Genomic DNA, 18,610 nt, shown 5'->3' on the forward strand with positions numbered 1-18,610 from the left:
GCCCTGAGAGGTCCTCAGTCGCATGAACGTGGACAGAATGAAGGAAAGAAAGTGAGCAACAGTCAATTCCCACTCTATGCCTCACGAATCGCAGACAAATTCGTGGTTCGCTTCCCGGACGGAATGCGCAACAAAATCGCGGACGTTGCCCGGGGGAACTTCCGCAGCATGAACTCAGAAATCCTTGCCCGGCTCGAAGCGAGCCTCGAGGTCGAATCTGAGGAAGGGAATGAAAACCTTCCTGCAGCGAACGGCGAAGGCCTGTCCGCCGATGAACTTCGCCTAATTGCCCGTTTCAGGAAGCTCGACGTGAAACAGCAGTCCGCGCTGGTCGAACTCCTCACACCAGTGGCCCAGGCTCCTCACCTCGCCAAAGCATCCTGATCAGTTAAGCCCGTCTGTTGAATCCCAAGCCCCACCAAGTGTGGGGCTTGGACCGTAAAAGAGGCGTGGTATTTGCGCCGGCGATAATGCAGGAAATGACAAATGACTGATACGCCCACAGGAAAATTCACTCTCAGCGACTCGTTACCATTCAGTGGAAAGGGGAAAACCCCCATTGCTGACGCATATGCGGAAGCAGAAAGGATGTTGGCCGAGTATCGTCACGCCCTCAACGATGGTGTCGGCGCGGACAGTGATCGTTATGAGTTGATTTGTTATCCGAATTTCATGGACGAACAGAATGTTGGGGTTGCATACAGCACCGAGCTTCAGCGGGTATATCTGCTATTCATCGGTGCCGATCGCCCTGAACCGATTTATGAGCCAGTGTGGCTGCTCGACCAAGCTAAGGAGCTCACGCTTCTTACGCGCACATTGGTGGTGCCAGATCAGACCTCGCATGCGATCACGTTTTGGGGAGGAATCAAGCGCGGCCCTATCATTTCGTACCGTTTCAAGCTGGCCGATGCGCCAACATTCATCAACTTCTAGGGATTTCGGATGAGCCAACACATTGTTTGCGTGCCGTGCGCGAAGTCCAATGGCTTGGTCCGGGTTCAACTTGGGTGGGACAAGCCAATGGCAGAGTTCTACCTAGTCGTTTTCGCGGAGCCGCCTGCGGGCCAGCAATACAGCGATGAACGGATCATTTACTCCAACCTCGACGACCCACGTTCTCATGCCCAGGAGCTTGGCTATTTCAAGGGGGTGGTCCGTGAACTGGGCTGCGACGTCCCGGAGTCTATGTGGCGAGCTGCATACCAAGATAGAGAGTTCAACGTCGTCAACAAAACCGTCTTTTACTCTCAGAGCGGGGATGTAGTTGAGCATCTCTAAGTTGCTATGAACCAGCTGGTGGCACACGCGACCAGGTAATTGAATGTAGGACCTGACGATGTCCATGGGGGGCTCGTCGAGCGAAAGGAACCATCATGTTCAAGAACGATACCTTCAGCCGCATCGGCAGCTATCACCAGATATCCGCGTCGGTTTACAACCTGATCCTCGGAGCGGTACTTCTCTGGGGCTTCGCCCTGAACTGGTGGATGGTAGCAACCATCCCGACCGAAACCATCAAAGCGATCAACCCGTTGGTGTTCATCATCGGATACTTCGCCAGTGCGATCGTCGGCTGCATCATTATCTTCAGCTCGAAGAACCCGATCATTAGCTTCTTCGGCTACAACATGATCGTGGTTCCGATCGGCCTGGTATTGGTCATGTTCATTCCCGGCCACTCGCAGGAAAACATCATCGCGGCAGTCCGTGTCACCACCCTCCTCACGGTATCCATGATGGTTCTGGGAACGCTGTTCCCGGCCTTCTTCAAACGGATCGAGGCTGCGCTTTTCTGGGCGTTGTGCATCACGATCGTGGTTGAGCTGCTGCAGATCTTCGTGTTCGACGTAAAACTGGGCGTAATGGACTGGATCGTCGCAGCCATTTTTTGTGGATACGTAGGTGTGGATTGGGGGCGGGCCAACCAGATCGAGCGGACCGTCGACAACGCGGTGGACAGCGCGGCATCGCTCTACCTGGACATCATCAACCTGTTCGTGCGGGTACTGGAGATCATCTCGAAGAAGTGAGTCCGCCGTCCCGGTCCATAACGGATTTCAGCCCCTCAACTTGGCTCGTACGGGTCGCCACCACTTCATAGGATAGGAGTCTCCACCATTGGACTCCTATCCATATGAACCAGAACACTGACGCTACCAAGCCCCAGGACACCGAGGTTTCGTCTCAGACGCAACTGGCAATCCTCCTGTCTATCCGCGGTGGACTCACCAGCGGGTTCACCGCCCAACGATGCATTTCGCAAATCGCTAAGGTCGGTCCAGTTGGTAACTGGGAGGCTGCAGCTTCCAAATACGAAGTTGGCAGCTCGCTGGCGCAGGCCCTGTTGACTTCGGGAGCCTTCAGTTCCGATGTCCAGTTGCTGATCGGCTTCATGGATGACCACCAGGTCAATCCCGTCCAGCAACTTGACCCCGCAATCGACTATCTCGAAGCAGTCCTGTAGGAGCTCATGATGCTTCGTTTGATCATTTTTGCGGTGTTCGCTCTGACCTACTATCTCGGCCGCTTCAAGAGTGACTGGCTGTACGCCTTGTTCGACCAGGACATGACCGCTGACCCGGATCGAATCTTCGGTCTGCTGACGACCATGGGGGCCGGTGCCCTTTGCCTTCTCATCCTTATGTTCGTTGCCGGCTGCATGGCTGTCGGTCAGCGGAGCGCCGTCGACCAAGAACAGTAGGCTCTCTCAAGCTGCCAAGGCAATGATCCGCCTCATTGAACGAAGCACCTGAAAAGGTGCTTCACCCCTCAATCCAGGGTTTAAATACCCTTTGGAGAACGAATGCCAAAACTCCCCATGCTTGCTCTTGCCGCAGTCGCGGCCGCTGTAATTTCGGTGCCTGCATCCGCCGGCGATCGCATCACGATCCAGACCGAAGTCACCAAGGGCGGCGTTGTGCTCAGCAGCGGTACCCAGGAAATCTCGAAAGGGGCTACCGCCCATTTCAACGATGGGCGTTTCAAGGAAATCGATACCAACGTGACGGTGACGTGCCGGGAAGGCATCAGCCGCTGGTTGAATCCCTTCAAACCCGCCTGTGACAAACCGACTCGAGAGAAGGAAAAGGTGCCCGTTGGGTTCATGGCCGATATTACGGCTCGAGAAGCGTCCGACGACAAATTTGCCGTCTCTGTCGACGGTAGCTACGTTCAGGTCCTCGAAGAGCAAAAACTCAAACTCGGAGACACCGAACTCGAATCTGCATCCTTCCGTATCCAAAGTCTAAACAGCAGCATGGTCGTCATGGCTAATTCCGAGGTGGAAATTGCTAACGGAATAGGTGCTGATGAGATCAAGCTGAAGGTAAAGGTTCAGCGCCTGTAAGGCCTTCTACCAGGGCCGCAGGGCAATTCACTGCGGTTCTGGCACGCATCGTCTGCCCTGAAACTGTGTCCATTCTGAACACAGCCAGGGGATACACGATGACTGCAGTACGCAAACTCCAACCGTCACCTGAGACCCATACGGTCGAAGGGATAGCAGCCATGTACGCTCACGAGCTGGGCGGGCGCGCCGGTCGAGAAATCCAGGTGCGGGACTATCACCTGCATTTCGCCGAAGCTCTCCTGGCACGCGATGCGTATGCGCTCAATTTCCTGGCAAACGGATTGAACAATGTCGGCAAGGCAGTGTTCACCGCGGTTACCGGAGTCCAGCTGCCGCGCACTCAATCCGGCACCTGGGCCACTATCCTCGAATGGGCCGGCGTAGATCCGAAGCAAGACGACCTCAAGAAAGCCGAGCATCACCTGCAGGTTCTGCACACAAGCCTGTGCTCACGTTTCTCTGAAGTAGACCGCCTCACCCGCTTCGCGGAGAGCGGATACGCACAGGGCTTCGTTCAGGTGATCAAGGATGGTCGTCGCTACCTCATGGCTGATGCAAGTGGAAAGGTAGGGCTCAACCTGAGCACTCGTGGGCTTCACGGTGAACACACCCGTCCCTACATCGAGGCCTACCTTGCTGTCCAAAAGATCAAAGTTGAACTGGGCCTGCAGAAGGAGCCGGTGTACGTGCCTGCAGACGCGCCTGCAGGCAACCATTCGCCAGCGCCCAAGCCTGCTCCGGCCACCCAGCTGACAGAGCAGCTCGGCATGGGCTTTTAACCAAGCGCCAGCTTTTCAGAAGGTGGAGATGGCTTGAACACTCCACCTGCTCATGATCTTTTCATCACCAGCGGGCCAGCCTTGGGCCCGGCCTAAAGGGAACTCCATGAAAGACTCGCTCCTCACGCGCATCCGCCGGTCCCTGCGCAACAAGTATGTGCAGTCAATGATCGGGTGCGCACTCACCTTGGTGCTGTTCGGCGGATACTGGGCGTACAACCAATTCCTGCAACCCCAGGGGCCTGATACGTCTGCTGGTCAGCACCAGGCAACGATCATGGATCAGATCAGCAAGAACCCCTCCCGGTGGACCGATAACAGGAAAACGCTGGACAACCTCATGGAAGACGTCCGTCTAGGGAACGTCATCGAAGCTGACATCGGGAAGGAAGACATCTACATCACGACCAAGGACGAACGGGCCTATGTCGTGAGCGACCAGTTCGGCCAAGTAGCCCGGCAGTTGCTCAACTTGATCTACAACGAAAAGACTCCGTTGTTCACCATTCAGGAACTGAAGATCGGCCCTCAGATCAGCGCAGCCCGTTCGCTGGACGTAGCGGTTCAACTGATGATGGTCCTCTTCTTCGGGTGCATGCTCTGGCCCATGTTGAGCCCCTACCTCACGATCCGTAGGAAAAAAGCGACATCCAAGGTCACCTTCAAGGACGTGATCGGGTGCGATGAGGCAAAGCGAACCCTGATGGACATGACCGCATGGCTGCGGACCCCAGAGAATTTCGCCCTGCTGAACGCGCGACCACCGAGAGGGGTTCTGTTCACCGGCGACCCAGGCGTAGGCAAAACGCTCTTGGCCAAGGCGCTGGCAAATGAGTGTGGCGTGAACTTCATCGAAGCGAATGGCAGCAGCTTCAGCAGCATGTTCTATGGCGTTGGCATCCAGAAGGTAAAGGGCCTGTTCCGAGAGGCACGCCGCAAAGCGCCGTGCATCCTGTTCATCGACGAAATAGACGGGATTGGCCGGCGCGTCGACCAAGGGCGCCTTGCCGATGGTGAAGGGAACCGCATCGTCAATCAGTTCCTCACCGAGCTGGATGGGTTTAGCGAAAATGCTGGGGTGATGCTGATCGCCGCAACCAACCATGTCGATGCCCTGGACAAAGCTCTTCGCCGGGAAGGTCGATTCGACCGGACCGTTCATGTCCCCCTACCGACGCTCGAGGACCGGGTACGCTTACTGCAGCTGTACCTAGGCAAGACCAAGCCGGCAGAAGACCTGAACTTTGACCGCCTTGCCAAGAACTGCATGGGGCTGACGCCAGCAGCTATCGCCTTCGTTGCGAACAACGCAGCGCTTCTTGCCGCTCGCAGCAGCGATACCGAAGTTGGAATGCACCACATCCTGGAAGCAATCGAGATCCAGCGCATGGGTGAAGCGGATGAGAACCAGAAACTGGCAAGCCCTGAGGACCGTCGTAGAGTGGCAGTTCATGAAGCTGGTCATGCACTGGTTGGCGCGCTTCTCAACACCGGACGGGTGGAAAAAGTCACCATTCTCCCCCGCGGGCCTGCGCAAGGCGTCACCCTGATTCTTCCGCTCGAGGACAAGCGACTGCATTTGCAGTCCGAGATTCAGGCGCAGCTCGCTATGGTTCTGGCCGGTCGCGCTGCGGAAGCTAACGTCTTTCAGGAAGTATCCACTGGCGCTGCTGGGGACCTGCAAGAAGCCACCAGGATAGCCCTCTCGATGGTGACCAGTTACGGGATGTCCAGTGACGAAAGCCTCACCAGCTTGGCGACCATGCGAGAGCTTGGCATTGAGATCGATGCCCGGACCATCATGGAAAAGGTGGATGCGCTGTTGAACGCTGGGTATGAAAAGGCGTTGGCACTGATCGAGAATTACCGCCCAGAGTTGGATTTCATCGTCGAGCAACTGCTGGCGCACGAGACCATTGGCGGCGAAGTCGTATATAAGGCCCTGGAACCAATCGACTTTCGAGCACAGAAGAGAAAGCATGCGGAGATCAGTTGAAATCATGTGGGCCAGTCATCTGGCCCATGATTCCGGGCTGAAAGACTCTTGCAAACACCTCAATCGTCGATGTCGGAATTACCACCGACCTTGGAGCTTGTCAGTAAGCCTATTACGGCACAAACACCCACCACGGCTAGGCCTATAGCAACAATCCACCCCAGAAAATACAGGGCTCCGGCGCAGACCACTCCCAAGCTACAAAGGAGCCCCAAGCTAGGCTTATGGAATGCTTGATCCTTCTTGAGCATTAGTGCGCGACATCGACGGATCTCATCACCAGAAGCTTCGCCTGCGCGCCATTTCCTGCGGAGATTGTCAATTTCATCATTCTCGTTCATTCAACCTCCATCAACTAACCGACCCGGGCCAACTCATCGACTTGGTACAGTTGCGCCCTGCTAGAACCCATAGGGTGATGAGCCATAGAGGCTCTGTTGAGGCCCCTTGTAATCCGTCAGGAACTCGTCGAAGCGCTCCAGCATCTGCACAAAGATGTGCAGAGACCTCGTTGATTCGTCGCGGAACAACAAATTCCCCTCCTCGTCCACCTGGTGGTAGAAATCGAACACTCCCTCGCCCATCAAGGCCAGGGCGGGTATTTCGGCCAGACGCCCAGCCATCCGAACGATCTCGCTTTCCCAAACCTGAATTTCCGGAGTGAAAGTCCAGTGTGGATGGTAGGCGTTCCAGGGCTTGGCCATGTACAGGCCGGCCCGGTTCCGAATCAGTCGAGCAAACTCAGTGTCGAACTTTACAGTGAAGTTGAACCGATCCCCGGGCGATACGTAGAACTTCGCCTCCCGGAACTTCACTCTGACCTGCCATACGTCGCTGAGAAATTGCGCTGCGTTTTGATGATCACGGGTGAGATCACTGCCAACCATCAGAGCTTGACGGCGGCGTCCTCCGGCTTGGTGAGCGTCTATTGCCAGGTGCTTCCAATGGAGCAGCATGTCAACAGGGTAAAGGCACGCACTGTGATCGATCATGCGATGGCACACTGCGCACAGCCAAATCCCATTTTCATAGCCGTGACGATCCACATCCATCGGCAGATCGTAATATCGGGCCGCGTGTGGGCGCGCTCCGCAGATATGCGCAGCATCGCCCGTCAGCTTGTCTTTGCGCCGGGCCCGGTCGTAGACAAAGGTCTGAATCCCACAAAATGGGGCTGAACAGTAACCCCCAACATCCCGCCGTAGATCTTCTTTTACCCGCGGAGGGAATCCATCATCCGTCGTGCTCATGCTATTTCTCCTGAGCCTCTAATTAATGAATAGCCGCCAATCAAAATCGGCACCGATGGACGAGGATAACCGGGAAATTCACCGTTACGTTTTGACGTATCCAAGCTTGAGTCGGCCGTTACCATCATGAACCTCAGGAACTCCTGGAGGATCACAATGAACACGCCGTTGGAAAGCTGCCCGGTGTGGCAGCGCTATCTCGAGGTCGTTGCCGCGGCCGGCGCAATGCCCAACCACCTTCCTGACAAGAGCTCGCTCTATCATCGGCTCCGCGCCGGCAAGCAGCCACTGGTGCTGCCGCCTCCCTTGTCCCATTCTTACCCCTGGTACGACGTTGTGGAGTCCGAAAAGGTTTTCGCCCCATTAGATGGGCCAGTCGCTTACGAGCCGCTGACGGAGGACGAACCGCTCGTCGATGCGGTATGGATCGACCAAACACCCTGGCTTGTGGTCGAACGGATCAGCAATTCGGAAATGATCGTCTCGCAACTTGGCTGGCTGGATCTCGGGTTCCGGTGGCGCTACTGGCATAAACCAACCCGCGCTGATCAATCCGAAGCATGCATGATCGCCCACTATGATCGATCTGTTGGCCGCATCACCACCAGTGCTCAGCTCGATCTAGAGTGCCGGTACCAAGCCGAGCATTGGAAGGCGCACCTCGAAATTGCCGTTTCCTCCTTCAGCAATGAGGTCAAACTGATGGGGATCGACCCCGATCTTAGGGATGCAGAAGATACCCTAAGAGGGCGAATGAACAGGGCCGCGGCTCAAATGCGGCTTGACCGGGCAGTAAGGGATGCACAGACACGAGCGGAGAGAGGCCTGCCTGCGGTGCCGTCTGATGCGGAGGTCGAAGCCTACGCGCAGCGCTACCGGATAAACCTCCTTGAGGGTTCATTCCAGGAACAAGATGGCTGGCTGTATGTAGACGGCTGGGCGTTGCAGCGAATCTCGCCAGAGAAACTCGGGCCTGAACACTATTTGCCTGGCGCACCGGCTAGCCAACCGCAAGTGAGCCTGGAGGACTGAACTGTGCTCCAACCCTGCAATGAAACTGCGAGAAATCTGCTACTTCGCCTCGAAGCAGCTGGCCTGTGGGAGAGAGCTACCCCCGGCCTCGACGGAATCGGCAGTTACTGCATCGGCGTTCGGGCGACCAACGCCATCGAGGTGTTCGAGCTTGGGAGGACTCTGGGAGCTGATTTCGGCAAGATCCGCGTCGAAAGCTATGCAGAGGGTCACATCATCGCGTTCCCGGAAGCGCTGGTAAAACTGGATCACGGTTCTGCCTGAGTATTTCTAGTTCGGTCTGCTGCACCGGTTCTGGCACAACCGGCGCAGCCTCACCATAGGTCCATCGAATTCATCAACGAAGGATCTACTCCATGAGCACCAATAACCCCAACGCTCTCGACCTCAATCGCGCCATCAACACCTATTCCAGTGACGAGGCGGAGCGCCTGGCATATCAGCGCATGCAGGAGGTCGGCTTCAAGATTGCTGACATCCTTATAGAGATGCCTCTCGGGACCATGGCTGATCTGGGCCAAGGCGAGTGCCTGTTCGTAGCCCCGTATGCCGGCCGAATCGAGGTTTTCTCTACCCCGGACTGGCATGACAACTGCCGCTGGGGTGATGTCAACTGGTTCTTCCTGAATGACTACCAGGGCCTTGCCGCCGAGGATCTGGACGAACACCGGGTCACGATGGAAAACTGGCTGAAGAACTCGGTATTCCGGCAATGCGTGCCTGCGGACAACGCATTCAAGGTCGTAGCTGCTCAGGAAGAATGGGCGCAAAGTCAAACCGGGGCGGCTCCCTCGAAGCTGAATCGCTATGATCATGAAAACGTCAAAAACCTCATCGGCGGCTACATGGTCACTTCTAAGTCAAAACCGCAGGAAACGCGAGTGGAGCAATTCAGCCGGGCGAAAGCTGAGTTGATCGGTCACTTGGAGCGCCAGCTCCAACAGGTTAAAGGCTTCACCTTCTCGGATCTGTCCAAGAAAGTGAGTTGATCTCAATCCCAACTCTATGAACCCCGCTTCGGCGGGGTTCTCTGTTCCTGGGTGTGGCCTAGGCCGAATTTCAGCCCTGGCATTTCGCTTGCGCGCGCGTCCACGGCCAGGACACTAGGGCCTTTCTCACCCAGGGAGCCAACATGATCAGCATTCGAGACAAGAAGGTTTTCGAATCCGCGGACGAAGTCCAAATCGAAGTCCAGCAGGACGACATCCATCTGAGCGCCCTGGGGCAGTTCACAGCTGTACGTTGCGGTTTCGGAGGCCATACGTCCTTCACGGCCATTCAAGAGGACAATCCCTTCGATTCCCAAAAGCCCCTGGTGCAGGTGAAGGAGGGCTACAACACACTTGCGTGGTTCACCAGCGAGGAAGAAGCCAACAAGCTCCTAGCACGCCTTCGTGAGGTGTTTCTGGAGATAAGGGCAAAGCAGAAGGAGAATTACCGACATGAGCCTGACTCGACCACCGTCAAAGTGATCAAGCGCTCAATCGAGTGGATCGGAATCGTGCTGACAGCGCTGGTAATCGCCTTTGTCGGCGGCATGACTGCATATCCCGGTTGGAAGATGGGCGAGGGGCTGTACCACTCTGTGATCAACAGCTCTGAGACGTCGGATGGACTGAGCTTCGACTCGGCCGGGGAGCTGCTCCCGCCGGCAGAATCACCCGCCGCCGATTAAGGGTTGGAGCCCAATCAGCCCAGCGAACCGCTACCGGCCAAAGACTGAAAATCAATAATCCGACACACACTCAAAGAGGCGTGTCGGGGTTTATCCCGAATGTCAGGCCTCGCCTGCGCGGATGGCTTCGTAGATGACTGCCAAGAGAGGCTTATGGTCTTCGAGCGAACCATCCTCATCCATCTGGTCGTAGGCCGTCAGCGTGTCGAGCCAGGTGAAGAACGCCTCGAAGTCGTCATATCCGATGATCACATCAATAGGATGACCGTCTTCTGCCAGCAGGCCTGATACCTGGGTCATCAGCTCACGATAGGAAGGCAGGGCCACATCCAGCTCGGTTGCGAGCTCCTCGAGCTTTTCGTTGTAGCGCTGTTCGAATGCGGAAATGTTGTTGGCGTTCTGCATGATGCTGGCTCCTGTAGCTGGGGCCCCTTGCCCCGCGATGGAGTCACTATCAAGCCGTCCTTCATGTGCCAGAAGCTTTCCGGCGAATTTTTTGATGGACGGCATTTTCCCCTCGGTTCTGGCACCTCCCCTCTTCATGGAACATGAGCACTCGATCAGGAGAGAACCATGTTCCCGAAGCAAAATAACTTCTACCGAGGGACCAAAGCCCGAACCACTAACTTCCAGCCCGCAAGTCGCGGAACTTTTGGTTCCGGCCTGTATTTCGGGGATCAAGCCTGTGCCGATGAGTACGCAGGACCTGGCGGCTCTGTCTGGGAGGTCAAGCTCAACATGAGCAACCCTCTCCACTGCCTGGCCAGCCTTGAGCATGACTATGACCTGGACAGTCCGGCCGTTCCCCTCATCGAGCAGATTTTCTCGGTCGAGACTGCAATTGAGCTGATAACCAGGGCTATTGAAACCGACGGCTATTTTGGAGTTGAGATTCAGCAGAGACTTGAGCAGCTCGGTCATGACGGACTTGTAGCCACCTACCCGGACGGCAGTTACGAGGTAGTGGCCTTTTCCCCTGCACAGGTCCTGAATGTTCGTCGACTGGATAGCCGCGCAGCTTGACGTCTCCTACAAGGAATCGTGGAGTTCACACTCTGAATTCAGGGGGTTCAGGCACGCCAGCAGGTGGCAGATTATCGGCTTGGCGAGTCGGGATTTCAGCGTGCCATTTTGGCTTTGTGCCACCCGTCAAATCGCGCAACCTCTTCTCACCCCCAGCCAAAAGGAATCAGGCAAATGGTCAAATTCACCCCCGAACTCCTCGACGGTTACACCTACATGCTGGATGGCGATCGTACGGTGGACACTGCCGTTCAGGAGTTGAAGGAGGCATTTTCTCCGCAGGCAATCTTCGATTCCGCGGAACGCAGGCTGATCAAGCTGAATCCTGGTACCACCCGGGACCTGCATGCCTACATCAGTGTCGGATACAACCAGTTCGGCGCAGACGCCCGAGCAGTAGCATTCAAAATTCTGGTAACCGATACCGGACAGACTGCTGCCAATGCTCTCCTCTGCGCCGAGGGCTATTTCATCGCCACGACCTGCAAAGGCCTGGATCTAGTCATCGCGATGGACAGTATCAGCCAGGACGTTTACCTAGCCGGGGAACTCTTCAGTCAAGGATGGCCACGCCGTAATGGCACCTTCACGCTTTTCACCCAGCTGATCGTTCACCCCGATCTGCGGTCCCCTGTAATCCATGACCTGATGCTGGAGCTCGAGGAAGGCATCTGCTCACTATCGCCGGACATCCCTACTCTCTCCTCGGGGCTCATGCTGGTTTTCAACCGGGATTCCGAGCCGACCAACGTGCTGCTGGAGCAGTGCAGTATCTGTACCGTTCACGAACAACGGGACCAACTCCGCCTGTTCAGCATCCCAACGGAATCTTTCGTCACCGATCGACCCAGCGCACGCACCACTCGCAAGCGAGTTTGCGAGTTCCGGTTCGACGCTTGCGCTTAATCGCCCTCCTCCGTTGCCGGCAGGATCTCACTCGTTAGGATCTCGCCGGCAACCGCTTTCTGCTTATCAGTCTGACCTGAGGTCCCATGCCCATTCGCCATTGCATTGTCCATTTTATCGACAAGAAACCCGACGGGAACCCGGCGGCACTCCACTCCCGGGATGCCGAACTGGAACACAACGAGGCCGCAGATAACCTGCTTGCCGATCTCAACGATGCCTACAACGCCAAGGCAACTAAAGGTTGGGGGCTTTTCCATGGTCAGTCGGGGGCCTATCCACTGAGTGGGTGGCTGAGCGAGTACCTGGATGGCGGACAGGATTTCGTGAGCTTCAGCCGCCAGGCAGCCGAGCACTTGGTGAGGCTGATGGAAGAATCGAGCCTGACTGTCGGGGGCCATTTCCTGCTGGCGCATTACCAGCAAGGGATGACTGACTACCTCATGCTCGCAATGCTCCATCACCGCGACGGCGTCGCGCTGACCGAAGGCCTCGAGGTAGCCGCCATCAAGCATCTCGATGTGGGGCAACTCCACCTTGCCGCAAGGATCAATCTGTCTGAGTGGCGTAACAACCCCAAGTCGCGCCAGTACATTTCCTTCCTCAAGAAAGGTGGCCGCAAGGCTTTCGACTACTTCCGCGACTTCATCGGTTGTGAGGAAGGCCACGATGCCCCAAGCGAGACGCGAACTCTGCTGAATGCATTCTCCGACTTCGTTGAAAGCGAAGACCTGCCAGAAGCAGCTGCCAGGGAGAAAACCGACACGCTGGTTGATTACGCCAACGCCCAAGCGCGACTCGGGCAACCGATAACCCTGGACGAACTTTCGAGCCTGATCGACGAAGACCGACCGAAAGCCTTCTACGACTACATCCGGAACAAGGACTATGGTCTGGCCCCGGAAATTCCGGCGGACAAGCGGACTTTGAAGCAGTTCCAGCGCTTTACCGGACGTGCTGAAGGCCTGGCTATCACCTTCGAAGCCCATCATTTGGGATCAACGGTTGAGTACGATGAAGATCGCGATATGCTGATCATCCGCAACATTCCGCGCCAGCTCAAAGACCAACTCGCGAAGCGGAAGGACTCTCAAGGGGCCTAGGCGGCCCCGACCACTCTTACCGTGTGAACATAGCATTACAGGAGAAGTGGGTGACCAGTCTGCAACCGGACCAGATCCTCAAAGGCGTCAGAACAATGTACGAGTCGATGCTGCACTCCTCACTCGGACATGAGCGTACGAACGGCACCTGCCTCTACGCCGCCATCCTCTGTGAGGCACTGCTACGGAAATTCGCCGCGCTGGACCCGATTATTCGAGGTGGTGACGGTAAGGAGGATGGGGGCCTGGTGATTGATGGGGTTCCGCACGGCCACTACTGGGTTGAAGTCGAATATCAGGGCGGAATCCACGTCGTAGACATCACTGCGGACCAGTTTGGCCTCGACGCCATGGTGTTTGCCCCGAAAGACAGCATTTCTGCTGATTACGTGGCCGGCGACCAGGCGACTGTTGACGCTCACGTCCAGGACATGAGGAACAAGATCAAAGAGGAATATGCAGATCGGGAGCTCCCTTAGCAGAGCCAGGCAGAGATTACTGCCTGACTTTTGTCCGGGCGGATTCTGGCACGCAGCCGTCCCCCTGAGACTGGCGACTTTCCAACAGGGAGTCGCCCATGCTTCTACCAATCGCTCTCTTCGCATCCTTCATCTGCGCAGCGCTGGCCTTGACTTGGCTGGCCAACACTCATCCAGTAGCCTTTGCCACTGAAATTCAAGGTGTGGCAGCTATCCTGGCACTGTTCGCGCTTGCCCTCCTGATCACTGCATGCCGTCCGAACCGGTACCTCCAATGACTACCAAGAACAGCAAACCTGAAGTCCTCGATGCTAGCTGGGCTGATTGGAACCACCAGGTGGTCACCATCAAGAGTGGGCGCAAGCATGCCTGCAAGGTCCCTTGCAAAGATTGCCCATGGAGGCGTGATGCCGTCGGAGTCTTCCCGGCCGAGGCATTCCGACTTTCCGCCGCTACCGCCTATGACATGAGCGACCGAACCTTTGGCTGCCATACCACCGGGAAAGAGAAGCCAACTACCTGCGCGGGCTTCCTCCTCAGGGGGGCCGATCACAATCTCTCGGTTCGGTTAAATCTCATCAATGGTGAACTGGACCTGAACCAGGTTTCGGACGGCGGAGTCGATCTGTTCGACAGCTATGCAGAAATGGCCATCGCCAACGGCGTCGACCCCGAAGATCCGATTTTGAAGCCCTGCAGGAACAACTATTCCTGACCGGGGCCTGGCTTCTGGCACACCCGCACAGCCCTGATCATGGCTCCATCTCATAAGGAGCCATGTGATGAACGTAACCTTCACCTACAGCTACAACCACAGCATCGTGCCCCCTCGCTGCCGGGTGCCTCGTACAGTCCGCGAGCACGACGGACTGATCACCGTCGAAATTCGGGAAATCCCGCCGGAGCAAGCCCCGGTGGCGATCATCAGCCGAAACACCAGCGACCAGGGCCACGATCCGGTGGAATACCGCACTTTCGAGGGTTGCCTCTGGACGAACTGCAAGCTCTTCGCCGGCGCGCGGGACAACAAAGTGGAAGGAGGCCCGAACGCGACCCATCGCATGCCGGAGCCTGAGATCTCTCTGGTGACGGAAAGCGTCACGCTGAGCCATTGGGAACAGGGAATCTACATCGGCGCCTATCAGGGAAAGGCCGGGATTGACGAATATCTGGAGAGGTGGGCACGCGATCGGATCATCATCGATGGCCAACTGTTCCTGCCGGTCGGAGAACCCATGTATGTGGTGATGACCTTCGGCCTGTCAAACAACCACGGCGGTACGTCCCTCCATTGCACGGACTTCTTGAACGCCAACATCAAGGATTCCTCCTACTTCTCCATTTTGGAGTTCGATCAAGCCCTGGAGTACGCACGTCAGGTGGCAGCAAACCGCGGGGACACTATCAAATTCTCCGTCGATCCTGGTTTCGAGTTTCAGGTCCTGATCCCCAAGGCCGTTCAGTGGAAGAACCCTGGCTTGTCAGTGGCTGCATGACCGCGCCCTGACTCCTCACCCGCCATCACCCGAGCTTCTAGCTTGCTCAATAGAGACCTTCTGCTGGCTGGGTGATGGTGGCACGACCTATCTGGTCAGAAAATTCCCTCATCAAATACACACCCGAATCAGACACATACCGTCTGAGCCGATGAGGAGATGAAATGGCTAAGTTATCCAAAGAAGCGGCGAAGCGTCACAAGCAGGCGCTCGACCTGGTTTACTCGGACAAGAGCCTGCGTCTCGAGGACCGCTACTTCATCTTGGAACATTTCCATGAGTCCGCGACCAACATGAATGGTCTAGCCGGCGCATTCTTCACGCCAGAGGGACTGGCCAACGATTTCTCCATCGAAGTCCCGGAGTGTGAGTCCTTGATTGACCTTTGCGCAGGCATCGGGAGGCTAGCTTTCGCCTGTCGCGAGCGTGCAAAGCGTATCGTGTGTGTCGAGATTAACCCGGAATACGCTGAAGTCGGGAAGCGAGTGCTCCCAGAAGCGGAGTGGATCGTTAGCGATGTGTTTTCGATCCCGGATATGGGGCGTTTCAGTACAGCGATTTCGAATCCACCCTTTGGATCTGTGAAGACTGGCCAGGCGTTCGACGGTCGCTACACAGGGGCAAGTTTCGAGTACAAGCTGATAGAAGCCGCATCCAAGATCGCTGACCACGGCGTGTTCATCATCCCGCAGACATCCGCCCCATTCCGGTACTCGGGCCAACGCTCCTATAGCGTCGAGATTACGCGGGAGTGTGAGAAGTTCATGAGTCAGACCGGTATCGTGCTCGACCATAATTGCGGCCTGGACACGTCCGCCTACAAGAACGAATGGCACGGCGTCAGTCCGATCTGCGAGATCGTCTTGTGCGACTTCACCCAAGACCCTGCCGACATCCCAGCCGCTCCGGCAGAGGCAGAGCGGAATCCAGCGTCCAGGTCTGTAGTCGCGCCTCCTGCACTAACCCCGCCACCGGCTCCAGCGTTGAGCGAACCCTCGCTGGCGGCCGTGCCCGATCGTGCTGTAGAGCTAGCACCAACTGCACCGGTCCGAATGAAAGCCTCAAGGAAGCCAGACACAGGTTCTGCTAACCCGCAGTCCTTTGCCCAGCTTTCCCTTTTCGATGCAGCGTAGAGGGCTTTTCCGGCCGCTTCTGGCACACCCCCTGCGGCTCAAGAATGGTCATCAGCCCCCGGACTTCGCTGGAATGAAACCCAAGCATCCGGACAATCAAGTCAGACCACTCTGGAGAAGCAGCCCGTGTTGAGCACCACCGTCTATCATGCCCTCGAGCAGATCGCGAATACCCCTGGCACCAACGACAAGCTGGCGCTCCTGAAGACCCACGTCGACAGCGAAGCCTTCCAGCGCGTCCTGATCTACATGCTCAACCCATTCATCACTTATGGCATCCGACCGGCCCGGGCAAGCCAGTTCGGGGCCGAGGAGTTCAACCAGGAAACCTGGTCGATGCTCGACCAATTGGCCGCCCGAGGGCTCACCGGACACCGCGCTGAAGAGGCGGTTACTCGGGCATTGACGTCCTTGAACCCAGAGTCCTCTGAATTGCTCTGGCGCATCCTTTCCAAGGACCCGCGCGCCGGCTTCAGCGAAACCAGCGTCAACAAAGTCTGCTCCGGGCTGATTCCTGAGTTCAGCTACATGCGCTGCAGCCTCCCTCACCACACCAATCTTTCGGAGTGGAACTGGGCCGCTGGTATCTACTCGCAGGTCAAAGCCGACGGCATGTTCGTCAACGTGACGGTCGAAGCCAATGAGGTAAGCCTCACTTCGCGCGCCGGCACCCTTCTCCCTGCGGCACCGTTCCAAGAACTGCTTGATGGGCTCCGTCGGCTTCCGAACGGGCAAGCGCATGGTGAGCTGCTCGTCGAATGCGACGGCAAGATTCTCCCCCGTGAGGTCGGCAACGGCATGCTGAACTCCGTGATTCAGGGCGGCCAGTTCGACCTTGGCTGCCGGCCGATCATCAAACTGTGGGATCTGATCCCGCTGACCTCGGTCAAGAAAGGCGGACGCTGCGAGACCCCATACAAGGACCGCTTCGGTCAGCTGACCGCTCTCGTGACGGCGCTCGCTCACTCTGCGATCTCGATGATCGAGACGCGCATCGTGTACTCCTTCCAGGAGGCTATTGACCACTATGTGGAGCAGCTTGAGCTCGGACTGGAAGGCACGATCATCAAAAAGCCGGAGGCTATCTGGTTTGACGGTACCAGCAAGGATCAGATCAAGCTGAAGCTCGAAGCCCCATGCGAGCTTGAAGTGGTTGATTTCCTTCCTGGTAAAGGAGCAAACGCAAAGACCTTCGGGTCACTGCTCTGCAAGAGCGCCTGCGGCCAGCTGGTGGTAGGAGTGAGCGGCTTCAAGAAGAAGAAGCGAGAGGAGATCCATCTCAATCGGGATACGTGGCGCGGGATGATCATCACTGTACGGTCCAACCAGATCATGCGTCCGAAGAAGCCAGGCAAACCCTACAGTCTCTTCCTCCCCCGATTCGTCGAAGAGCGATTGGACAAGTCGGTCGCGGACGACCTGGTGCGGATCGAGGAGCAGTTCGAAAGCGCTATCCGCATGGCTGCCCTGGGAATGGCTGCCTAATCTCAGACGCGAAAGGGGCCGCCTAATGGCGGCCCGATCTTATTGGCCCCTTAAAACTCAAAGCATCCGCAGGGGCACGTCAACCGTAACAACACCGCCCCCGCGGCTCACGCCAAAGTAGGCTTGTGAAATTCGTTCGTGGCTGGTGTCACTAGCCATGGCGTGGAGAATTCACAGTGTGCGGTACGGCAAGATCCCTACCATGCCCAAGGTTATGATCCGTCAATGCCAATACAACGCCTGGAGTAGCAGGGAAATGCCTTTGAATCACACCGAGCTAGAAGATCGTTGGCATCGGCTCTGGCGCGCGCTTGGCGCAGCACCTGCTGCAGGTGCCTTCAACTACCTCCGTATGCAATACAGCGAGCCAGGACGGCACTACCACACCCTTGAACACATAGCCGCGTGCCTTGAACACTTCGACTCTTGGCGTCATCTGGCCGACAAACCTCACCTGGTTGAACTGGCGCTGTGGCTTCACGACGTGATCTACGACACTCACCGAGTGGACAATGAAGCTTGCAGCGCTCAGTACGCCATCACCCTGCTCACAGCTGCCGGCGTTCCCGAGTACATCCCAGCTGTGGAAGCGATGATCATGGCGACCAACCACCAGACGGGCTCCCAGGCCGATGATTGCGGCCTGGTGCTCGACATTGATTTGGCGGTTCTGGCACAGCCACCACAGGCGTACAAATCCTACCAACAGGCAGTTCAACAGGAATTTGCCTGGGTACCGGATGACCTTTTCCGTGCCGGACGTGCAGACGTCCTACGGGGACTGCTGAGCTGTCACCCGCTGTACGGCCACCCTGAAATCTCGGCCGCATGGGAAGCGATTGCAAGGTCGAACATCGAATCTGAACTGTTGGAGCTGGAAGGCCCGCAGTCCAACTAGCTC

26 protein-coding genes are annotated in these 18,610 nt (G+C 56.8%); 23 read left to right on the forward strand and 3 right to left on the reverse strand.

Going from position 1 to position 18,610, the window contains the following annotated elements; all coding sequences use genetic code 11:
- The first annotated feature begins 51 nt into the window (after positions 1-51).
- From Q9451_RS33455 to Q9451_RS33495, 9 genes are all read left to right on the forward strand, one after another.
- Positions 52-384, forward strand: a complete 333-nt coding sequence (locus Q9451_RS33455; protein ID WP_172688617.1) for an Arc family DNA-binding protein — start codon at positions 52-54, stop codon at positions 382-384.
- Positions 385-486: 102 nt separating this feature from the next.
- Positions 487-936 (forward strand): hypothetical protein, encoded by a 450-nt coding sequence (locus Q9451_RS33460; RefSeq protein ID WP_172688618.1) that lies wholly within the window; start codon positions 487-489, stop codon positions 934-936.
- Positions 937-945: 9 nt separating this feature from the next.
- The gene (locus Q9451_RS33465; RefSeq protein ID WP_019437741.1) at positions 946-1,281 is read left to right on the forward strand and encodes a hypothetical protein; all 336 of its coding nucleotides are present in this window, start codon (positions 946-948) and stop codon (positions 1,279-1,281) included.
- A 95-nt stretch (positions 1,282-1,376) separates the two neighbouring features.
- On the forward strand, positions 1,377-2,033 hold the full coding sequence (locus tag Q9451_RS33470) for a Bax inhibitor-1 family protein (RefSeq protein WP_010792788.1): 657 nt from the start codon (positions 1,377-1,379) through the stop codon (positions 2,031-2,033).
- Between the two features lie 104 nt (positions 2,034-2,137).
- On the forward strand, positions 2,138-2,467 hold the full coding sequence (locus tag Q9451_RS33475; protein ID WP_172688619.1) for a hypothetical protein: 330 nt from the start codon (positions 2,138-2,140) through the stop codon (positions 2,465-2,467).
- Between the two features lie 9 nt (positions 2,468-2,476).
- Positions 2,477-2,704, forward strand: coding sequence for a hypothetical protein (locus Q9451_RS33480; RefSeq protein WP_010792786.1), 228 nt, complete (start codon positions 2,477-2,479; stop codon positions 2,702-2,704).
- Positions 2,705-2,806: 102 nt separating this feature from the next.
- Positions 2,807-3,349, forward strand: a complete 543-nt coding sequence (locus tag Q9451_RS33485) for a hypothetical protein (protein ID WP_010792785.1) — start codon at positions 2,807-2,809, stop codon at positions 3,347-3,349.
- A 98-nt stretch (positions 3,350-3,447) separates the two neighbouring features.
- Positions 3,448-4,131: a hypothetical protein gene (locus Q9451_RS33490; protein WP_021018525.1), complete on the forward strand. Its 684-nt coding sequence runs from the start codon at positions 3,448-3,450 to the stop codon at positions 4,129-4,131.
- Between the two features lie 106 nt (positions 4,132-4,237).
- Positions 4,238-6,127, forward strand: coding sequence for an AAA family ATPase (locus tag Q9451_RS33495; protein WP_172688620.1), 1,890 nt, complete (start codon positions 4,238-4,240; stop codon positions 6,125-6,127).
- 59 nt (positions 6,128-6,186) lie between these two features.
- Here the strand turns inward: Q9451_RS33495 and Q9451_RS33500 are convergent, their stop codons facing one another.
- Together Q9451_RS33500 and Q9451_RS33505 are read right to left on the reverse strand one after the other, a co-directional pair.
- Positions 6,187-6,468 carry a hypothetical protein gene (locus Q9451_RS33500; RefSeq protein WP_189671906.1) on the reverse strand — a complete coding sequence of 94 codons (282 nt, stop codon included), beginning with the start codon at positions 6,466-6,468 and terminating at the stop codon, positions 6,187-6,189.
- Between the two features lie 60 nt (positions 6,469-6,528).
- Complete coding sequence (locus Q9451_RS33505; RefSeq protein ID WP_172688622.1) at positions 6,529-7,377, reverse strand: hypothetical protein; 849 nt, start codon at positions 7,375-7,377, stop codon at positions 6,529-6,531.
- A gap of 156 nt (positions 7,378-7,533) precedes the next feature.
- Between Q9451_RS33505 and Q9451_RS33510 the strand changes: the two genes are divergently transcribed.
- The 4 genes from Q9451_RS33510 (at position 7,534) to Q9451_RS33525 (ending at position 10,084) form a co-directional block, all read left to right on the forward strand.
- Positions 7,534-8,409 carry a hypothetical protein gene (locus Q9451_RS33510; RefSeq protein ID WP_172688623.1) on the forward strand — a complete coding sequence of 292 codons (876 nt, stop codon included), beginning with the start codon at positions 7,534-7,536 and terminating at the stop codon, positions 8,407-8,409.
- Between the two features lie 3 nt (positions 8,410-8,412).
- The gene (locus Q9451_RS33515) at positions 8,413-8,673 is read left to right on the forward strand and encodes a hypothetical protein (RefSeq protein WP_172688624.1); all 261 of its coding nucleotides are present in this window, start codon (positions 8,413-8,415) and stop codon (positions 8,671-8,673) included.
- A gap of 92 nt (positions 8,674-8,765) precedes the next feature.
- Positions 8,766-9,398, forward strand: a complete 633-nt coding sequence (locus tag Q9451_RS33520) for a hypothetical protein (RefSeq protein ID WP_172688625.1) — start codon at positions 8,766-8,768, stop codon at positions 9,396-9,398.
- Between the two features lie 143 nt (positions 9,399-9,541).
- Positions 9,542-10,084: a hypothetical protein gene (locus Q9451_RS33525; RefSeq protein WP_019484824.1), complete on the forward strand. Its 543-nt coding sequence runs from the start codon at positions 9,542-9,544 to the stop codon at positions 10,082-10,084.
- 102 nt (positions 10,085-10,186) lie between these two features.
- Here Q9451_RS33525 and Q9451_RS33530 read toward each other — a convergent pair whose 3' ends face one another.
- The gene (locus Q9451_RS33530) at positions 10,187-10,489 is read right to left on the reverse strand and encodes a hypothetical protein (protein WP_019484825.1); all 303 of its coding nucleotides are present in this window, start codon (positions 10,487-10,489) and stop codon (positions 10,187-10,189) included.
- Between the two features lie 168 nt (positions 10,490-10,657).
- Between Q9451_RS33530 and Q9451_RS33535 the strand changes: the two genes are divergently transcribed.
- The 10 genes from Q9451_RS33535 to Q9451_RS33580 all read left to right on the forward strand — a co-directional run bounded on the left by Q9451_RS33535 (position 10,658) and on the right by Q9451_RS33580 (position 18,607).
- The gene (locus Q9451_RS33535; protein WP_019484826.1) at positions 10,658-11,107 is read left to right on the forward strand and encodes a hypothetical protein; all 450 of its coding nucleotides are present in this window, start codon (positions 10,658-10,660) and stop codon (positions 11,105-11,107) included.
- 174 nt (positions 11,108-11,281) lie between these two features.
- Positions 11,282-12,013: a hypothetical protein gene (locus Q9451_RS33540; protein ID WP_172688627.1), complete on the forward strand. Its 732-nt coding sequence runs from the start codon at positions 11,282-11,284 to the stop codon at positions 12,011-12,013.
- Positions 12,014-12,099: 86 nt separating this feature from the next.
- On the forward strand, positions 12,100-13,116 hold the full coding sequence (yejK, locus tag Q9451_RS33545; protein ID WP_172688628.1) for a nucleoid-associated protein YejK: 1,017 nt from the start codon (positions 12,100-12,102) through the stop codon (positions 13,114-13,116).
- A gap of 50 nt (positions 13,117-13,166) precedes the next feature.
- The gene (locus tag Q9451_RS33550) at positions 13,167-13,595 is read left to right on the forward strand and encodes a hypothetical protein (RefSeq protein ID WP_128689236.1); all 429 of its coding nucleotides are present in this window, start codon (positions 13,167-13,169) and stop codon (positions 13,593-13,595) included.
- Between the two features lie 98 nt (positions 13,596-13,693).
- A complete protein-coding gene (locus Q9451_RS33555) occupies positions 13,694-13,873 on the forward strand; it encodes a hypothetical protein (protein WP_172688629.1) in 180 nt (59 codons plus the stop codon).
- Positions 13,870-14,310: a DUF6283 family protein gene (locus Q9451_RS33560; RefSeq protein WP_172688630.1), complete on the forward strand. Its 441-nt coding sequence runs from the start codon at positions 13,870-13,872 to the stop codon at positions 14,308-14,310. The genes Q9451_RS33555 and Q9451_RS33560 overlap by 4 nt, the downstream gene beginning before the upstream one ends.
- Before the next feature lie 67 nt (positions 14,311-14,377).
- Positions 14,378-15,091, forward strand: a complete 714-nt coding sequence (locus Q9451_RS33565) for a hypothetical protein (protein ID WP_172688631.1) — start codon at positions 14,378-14,380, stop codon at positions 15,089-15,091.
- Between the two features lie 164 nt (positions 15,092-15,255).
- On the forward strand, positions 15,256-16,224 hold the full coding sequence (locus tag Q9451_RS33570; protein ID WP_021263454.1) for a methyltransferase: 969 nt from the start codon (positions 15,256-15,258) through the stop codon (positions 16,222-16,224).
- Between the two features lie 126 nt (positions 16,225-16,350).
- Positions 16,351-17,709: a hypothetical protein gene (locus tag Q9451_RS33575; protein WP_010794423.1), complete on the forward strand. Its 1,359-nt coding sequence runs from the start codon at positions 16,351-16,353 to the stop codon at positions 17,707-17,709.
- 202 nt (positions 17,710-17,911) lie between these two features.
- A complete protein-coding gene (locus Q9451_RS33580) occupies positions 17,912-18,607 on the forward strand; it encodes a hypothetical protein (protein WP_223290554.1) in 696 nt (231 codons plus the stop codon).
- The last annotated feature ends 3 nt before the right edge of the window (positions 18,608-18,610 follow it).

This window comes from Pseudomonas sp. NY8896, assembly GCF_039634505.1.

What these genes read in the sequence shown, in the direction of transcription:
- Q9451_RS33480 (WP_010792786.1), top strand. Translation starts at nt 2,477, where the DNA reads ATGCTTCGTTTGATCATTTTTGCGGTGTTCGCTCTGACCTACTATCTC.
- Q9451_RS33465 (WP_019437741.1), top strand. Translation starts at nt 946, where the DNA reads ATGAGCCAACACATTGTTTGCGTGCCGTGCGCGAAGTCCAATGGCTTG.
- Q9451_RS33460 (WP_172688618.1), top strand. Translation starts at nt 487, where the DNA reads ATGACTGATACGCCCACAGGAAAATTCACTCTCAGCGACTCGTTACCA.
- Q9451_RS33485 (WP_010792785.1), top strand. Translation starts at nt 2,807, where the DNA reads ATGCCAAAACTCCCCATGCTTGCTCTTGCCGCAGTCGCGGCCGCTGTA.
- Q9451_RS33565 (WP_172688631.1), top strand. Translation starts at nt 14,378, where the DNA reads ATGAACGTAACCTTCACCTACAGCTACAACCACAGCATCGTGCCCCCT.
- Q9451_RS33555 (WP_172688629.1), top strand. Translation starts at nt 13,694, where the DNA reads ATGCTTCTACCAATCGCTCTCTTCGCATCCTTCATCTGCGCAGCGCTG.
- Q9451_RS33560 (WP_172688630.1), top strand. Translation starts at nt 13,870, where the DNA reads ATGACTACCAAGAACAGCAAACCTGAAGTCCTCGATGCTAGCTGGGCT.
- Q9451_RS33490 (WP_021018525.1), top strand. Translation starts at nt 3,448, where the DNA reads ATGACTGCAGTACGCAAACTCCAACCGTCACCTGAGACCCATACGGTC.
- Q9451_RS33530 (WP_019484825.1), bottom strand. Translation starts at nt 10,489, where the DNA reads ATGCAGAACGCCAACAACATTTCCGCATTCGAACAGCGCTACAACGAA.
- Q9451_RS33495 (WP_172688620.1), top strand. Translation starts at nt 4,238, where the DNA reads ATGAAAGACTCGCTCCTCACGCGCATCCGCCGGTCCCTGCGCAACAAG.
- Q9451_RS33520 (WP_172688625.1), top strand. Translation starts at nt 8,766, where the DNA reads ATGAGCACCAATAACCCCAACGCTCTCGACCTCAATCGCGCCATCAAC.
- Q9451_RS33475 (WP_172688619.1), top strand. Translation starts at nt 2,138, where the DNA reads ATGAACCAGAACACTGACGCTACCAAGCCCCAGGACACCGAGGTTTCG.
- yejK (WP_172688628.1), top strand. Translation starts at nt 12,100, where the DNA reads ATGCCCATTCGCCATTGCATTGTCCATTTTATCGACAAGAAACCCGAC.
- Q9451_RS33540 (WP_172688627.1), top strand. Translation starts at nt 11,282, where the DNA reads ATGGTCAAATTCACCCCCGAACTCCTCGACGGTTACACCTACATGCTG.
- Q9451_RS33470 (WP_010792788.1), top strand. Translation starts at nt 1,377, where the DNA reads ATGTTCAAGAACGATACCTTCAGCCGCATCGGCAGCTATCACCAGATA.
- Q9451_RS33525 (WP_019484824.1), top strand. Translation starts at nt 9,542, where the DNA reads ATGATCAGCATTCGAGACAAGAAGGTTTTCGAATCCGCGGACGAAGTC.
- Q9451_RS33580 (WP_223290554.1), top strand. Translation starts at nt 17,912, where the DNA reads ATGCCCAAGGTTATGATCCGTCAATGCCAATACAACGCCTGGAGTAGC.
- Q9451_RS33505 (WP_172688622.1), bottom strand. Translation starts at nt 7,377, where the DNA reads ATGAGCACGACGGATGATGGATTCCCTCCGCGGGTAAAAGAAGATCTA.
- Q9451_RS33510 (WP_172688623.1), top strand. Translation starts at nt 7,534, where the DNA reads ATGAACACGCCGTTGGAAAGCTGCCCGGTGTGGCAGCGCTATCTCGAG.
- Q9451_RS33535 (WP_019484826.1), top strand. Translation starts at nt 10,658, where the DNA reads ATGTTCCCGAAGCAAAATAACTTCTACCGAGGGACCAAAGCCCGAACC.
- Q9451_RS33570 (WP_021263454.1), top strand. Translation starts at nt 15,256, where the DNA reads ATGGCTAAGTTATCCAAAGAAGCGGCGAAGCGTCACAAGCAGGCGCTC.
- Q9451_RS33500 (WP_189671906.1), bottom strand. Translation starts at nt 6,468, where the DNA reads ATGAACGAGAATGATGAAATTGACAATCTCCGCAGGAAATGGCGCGCA.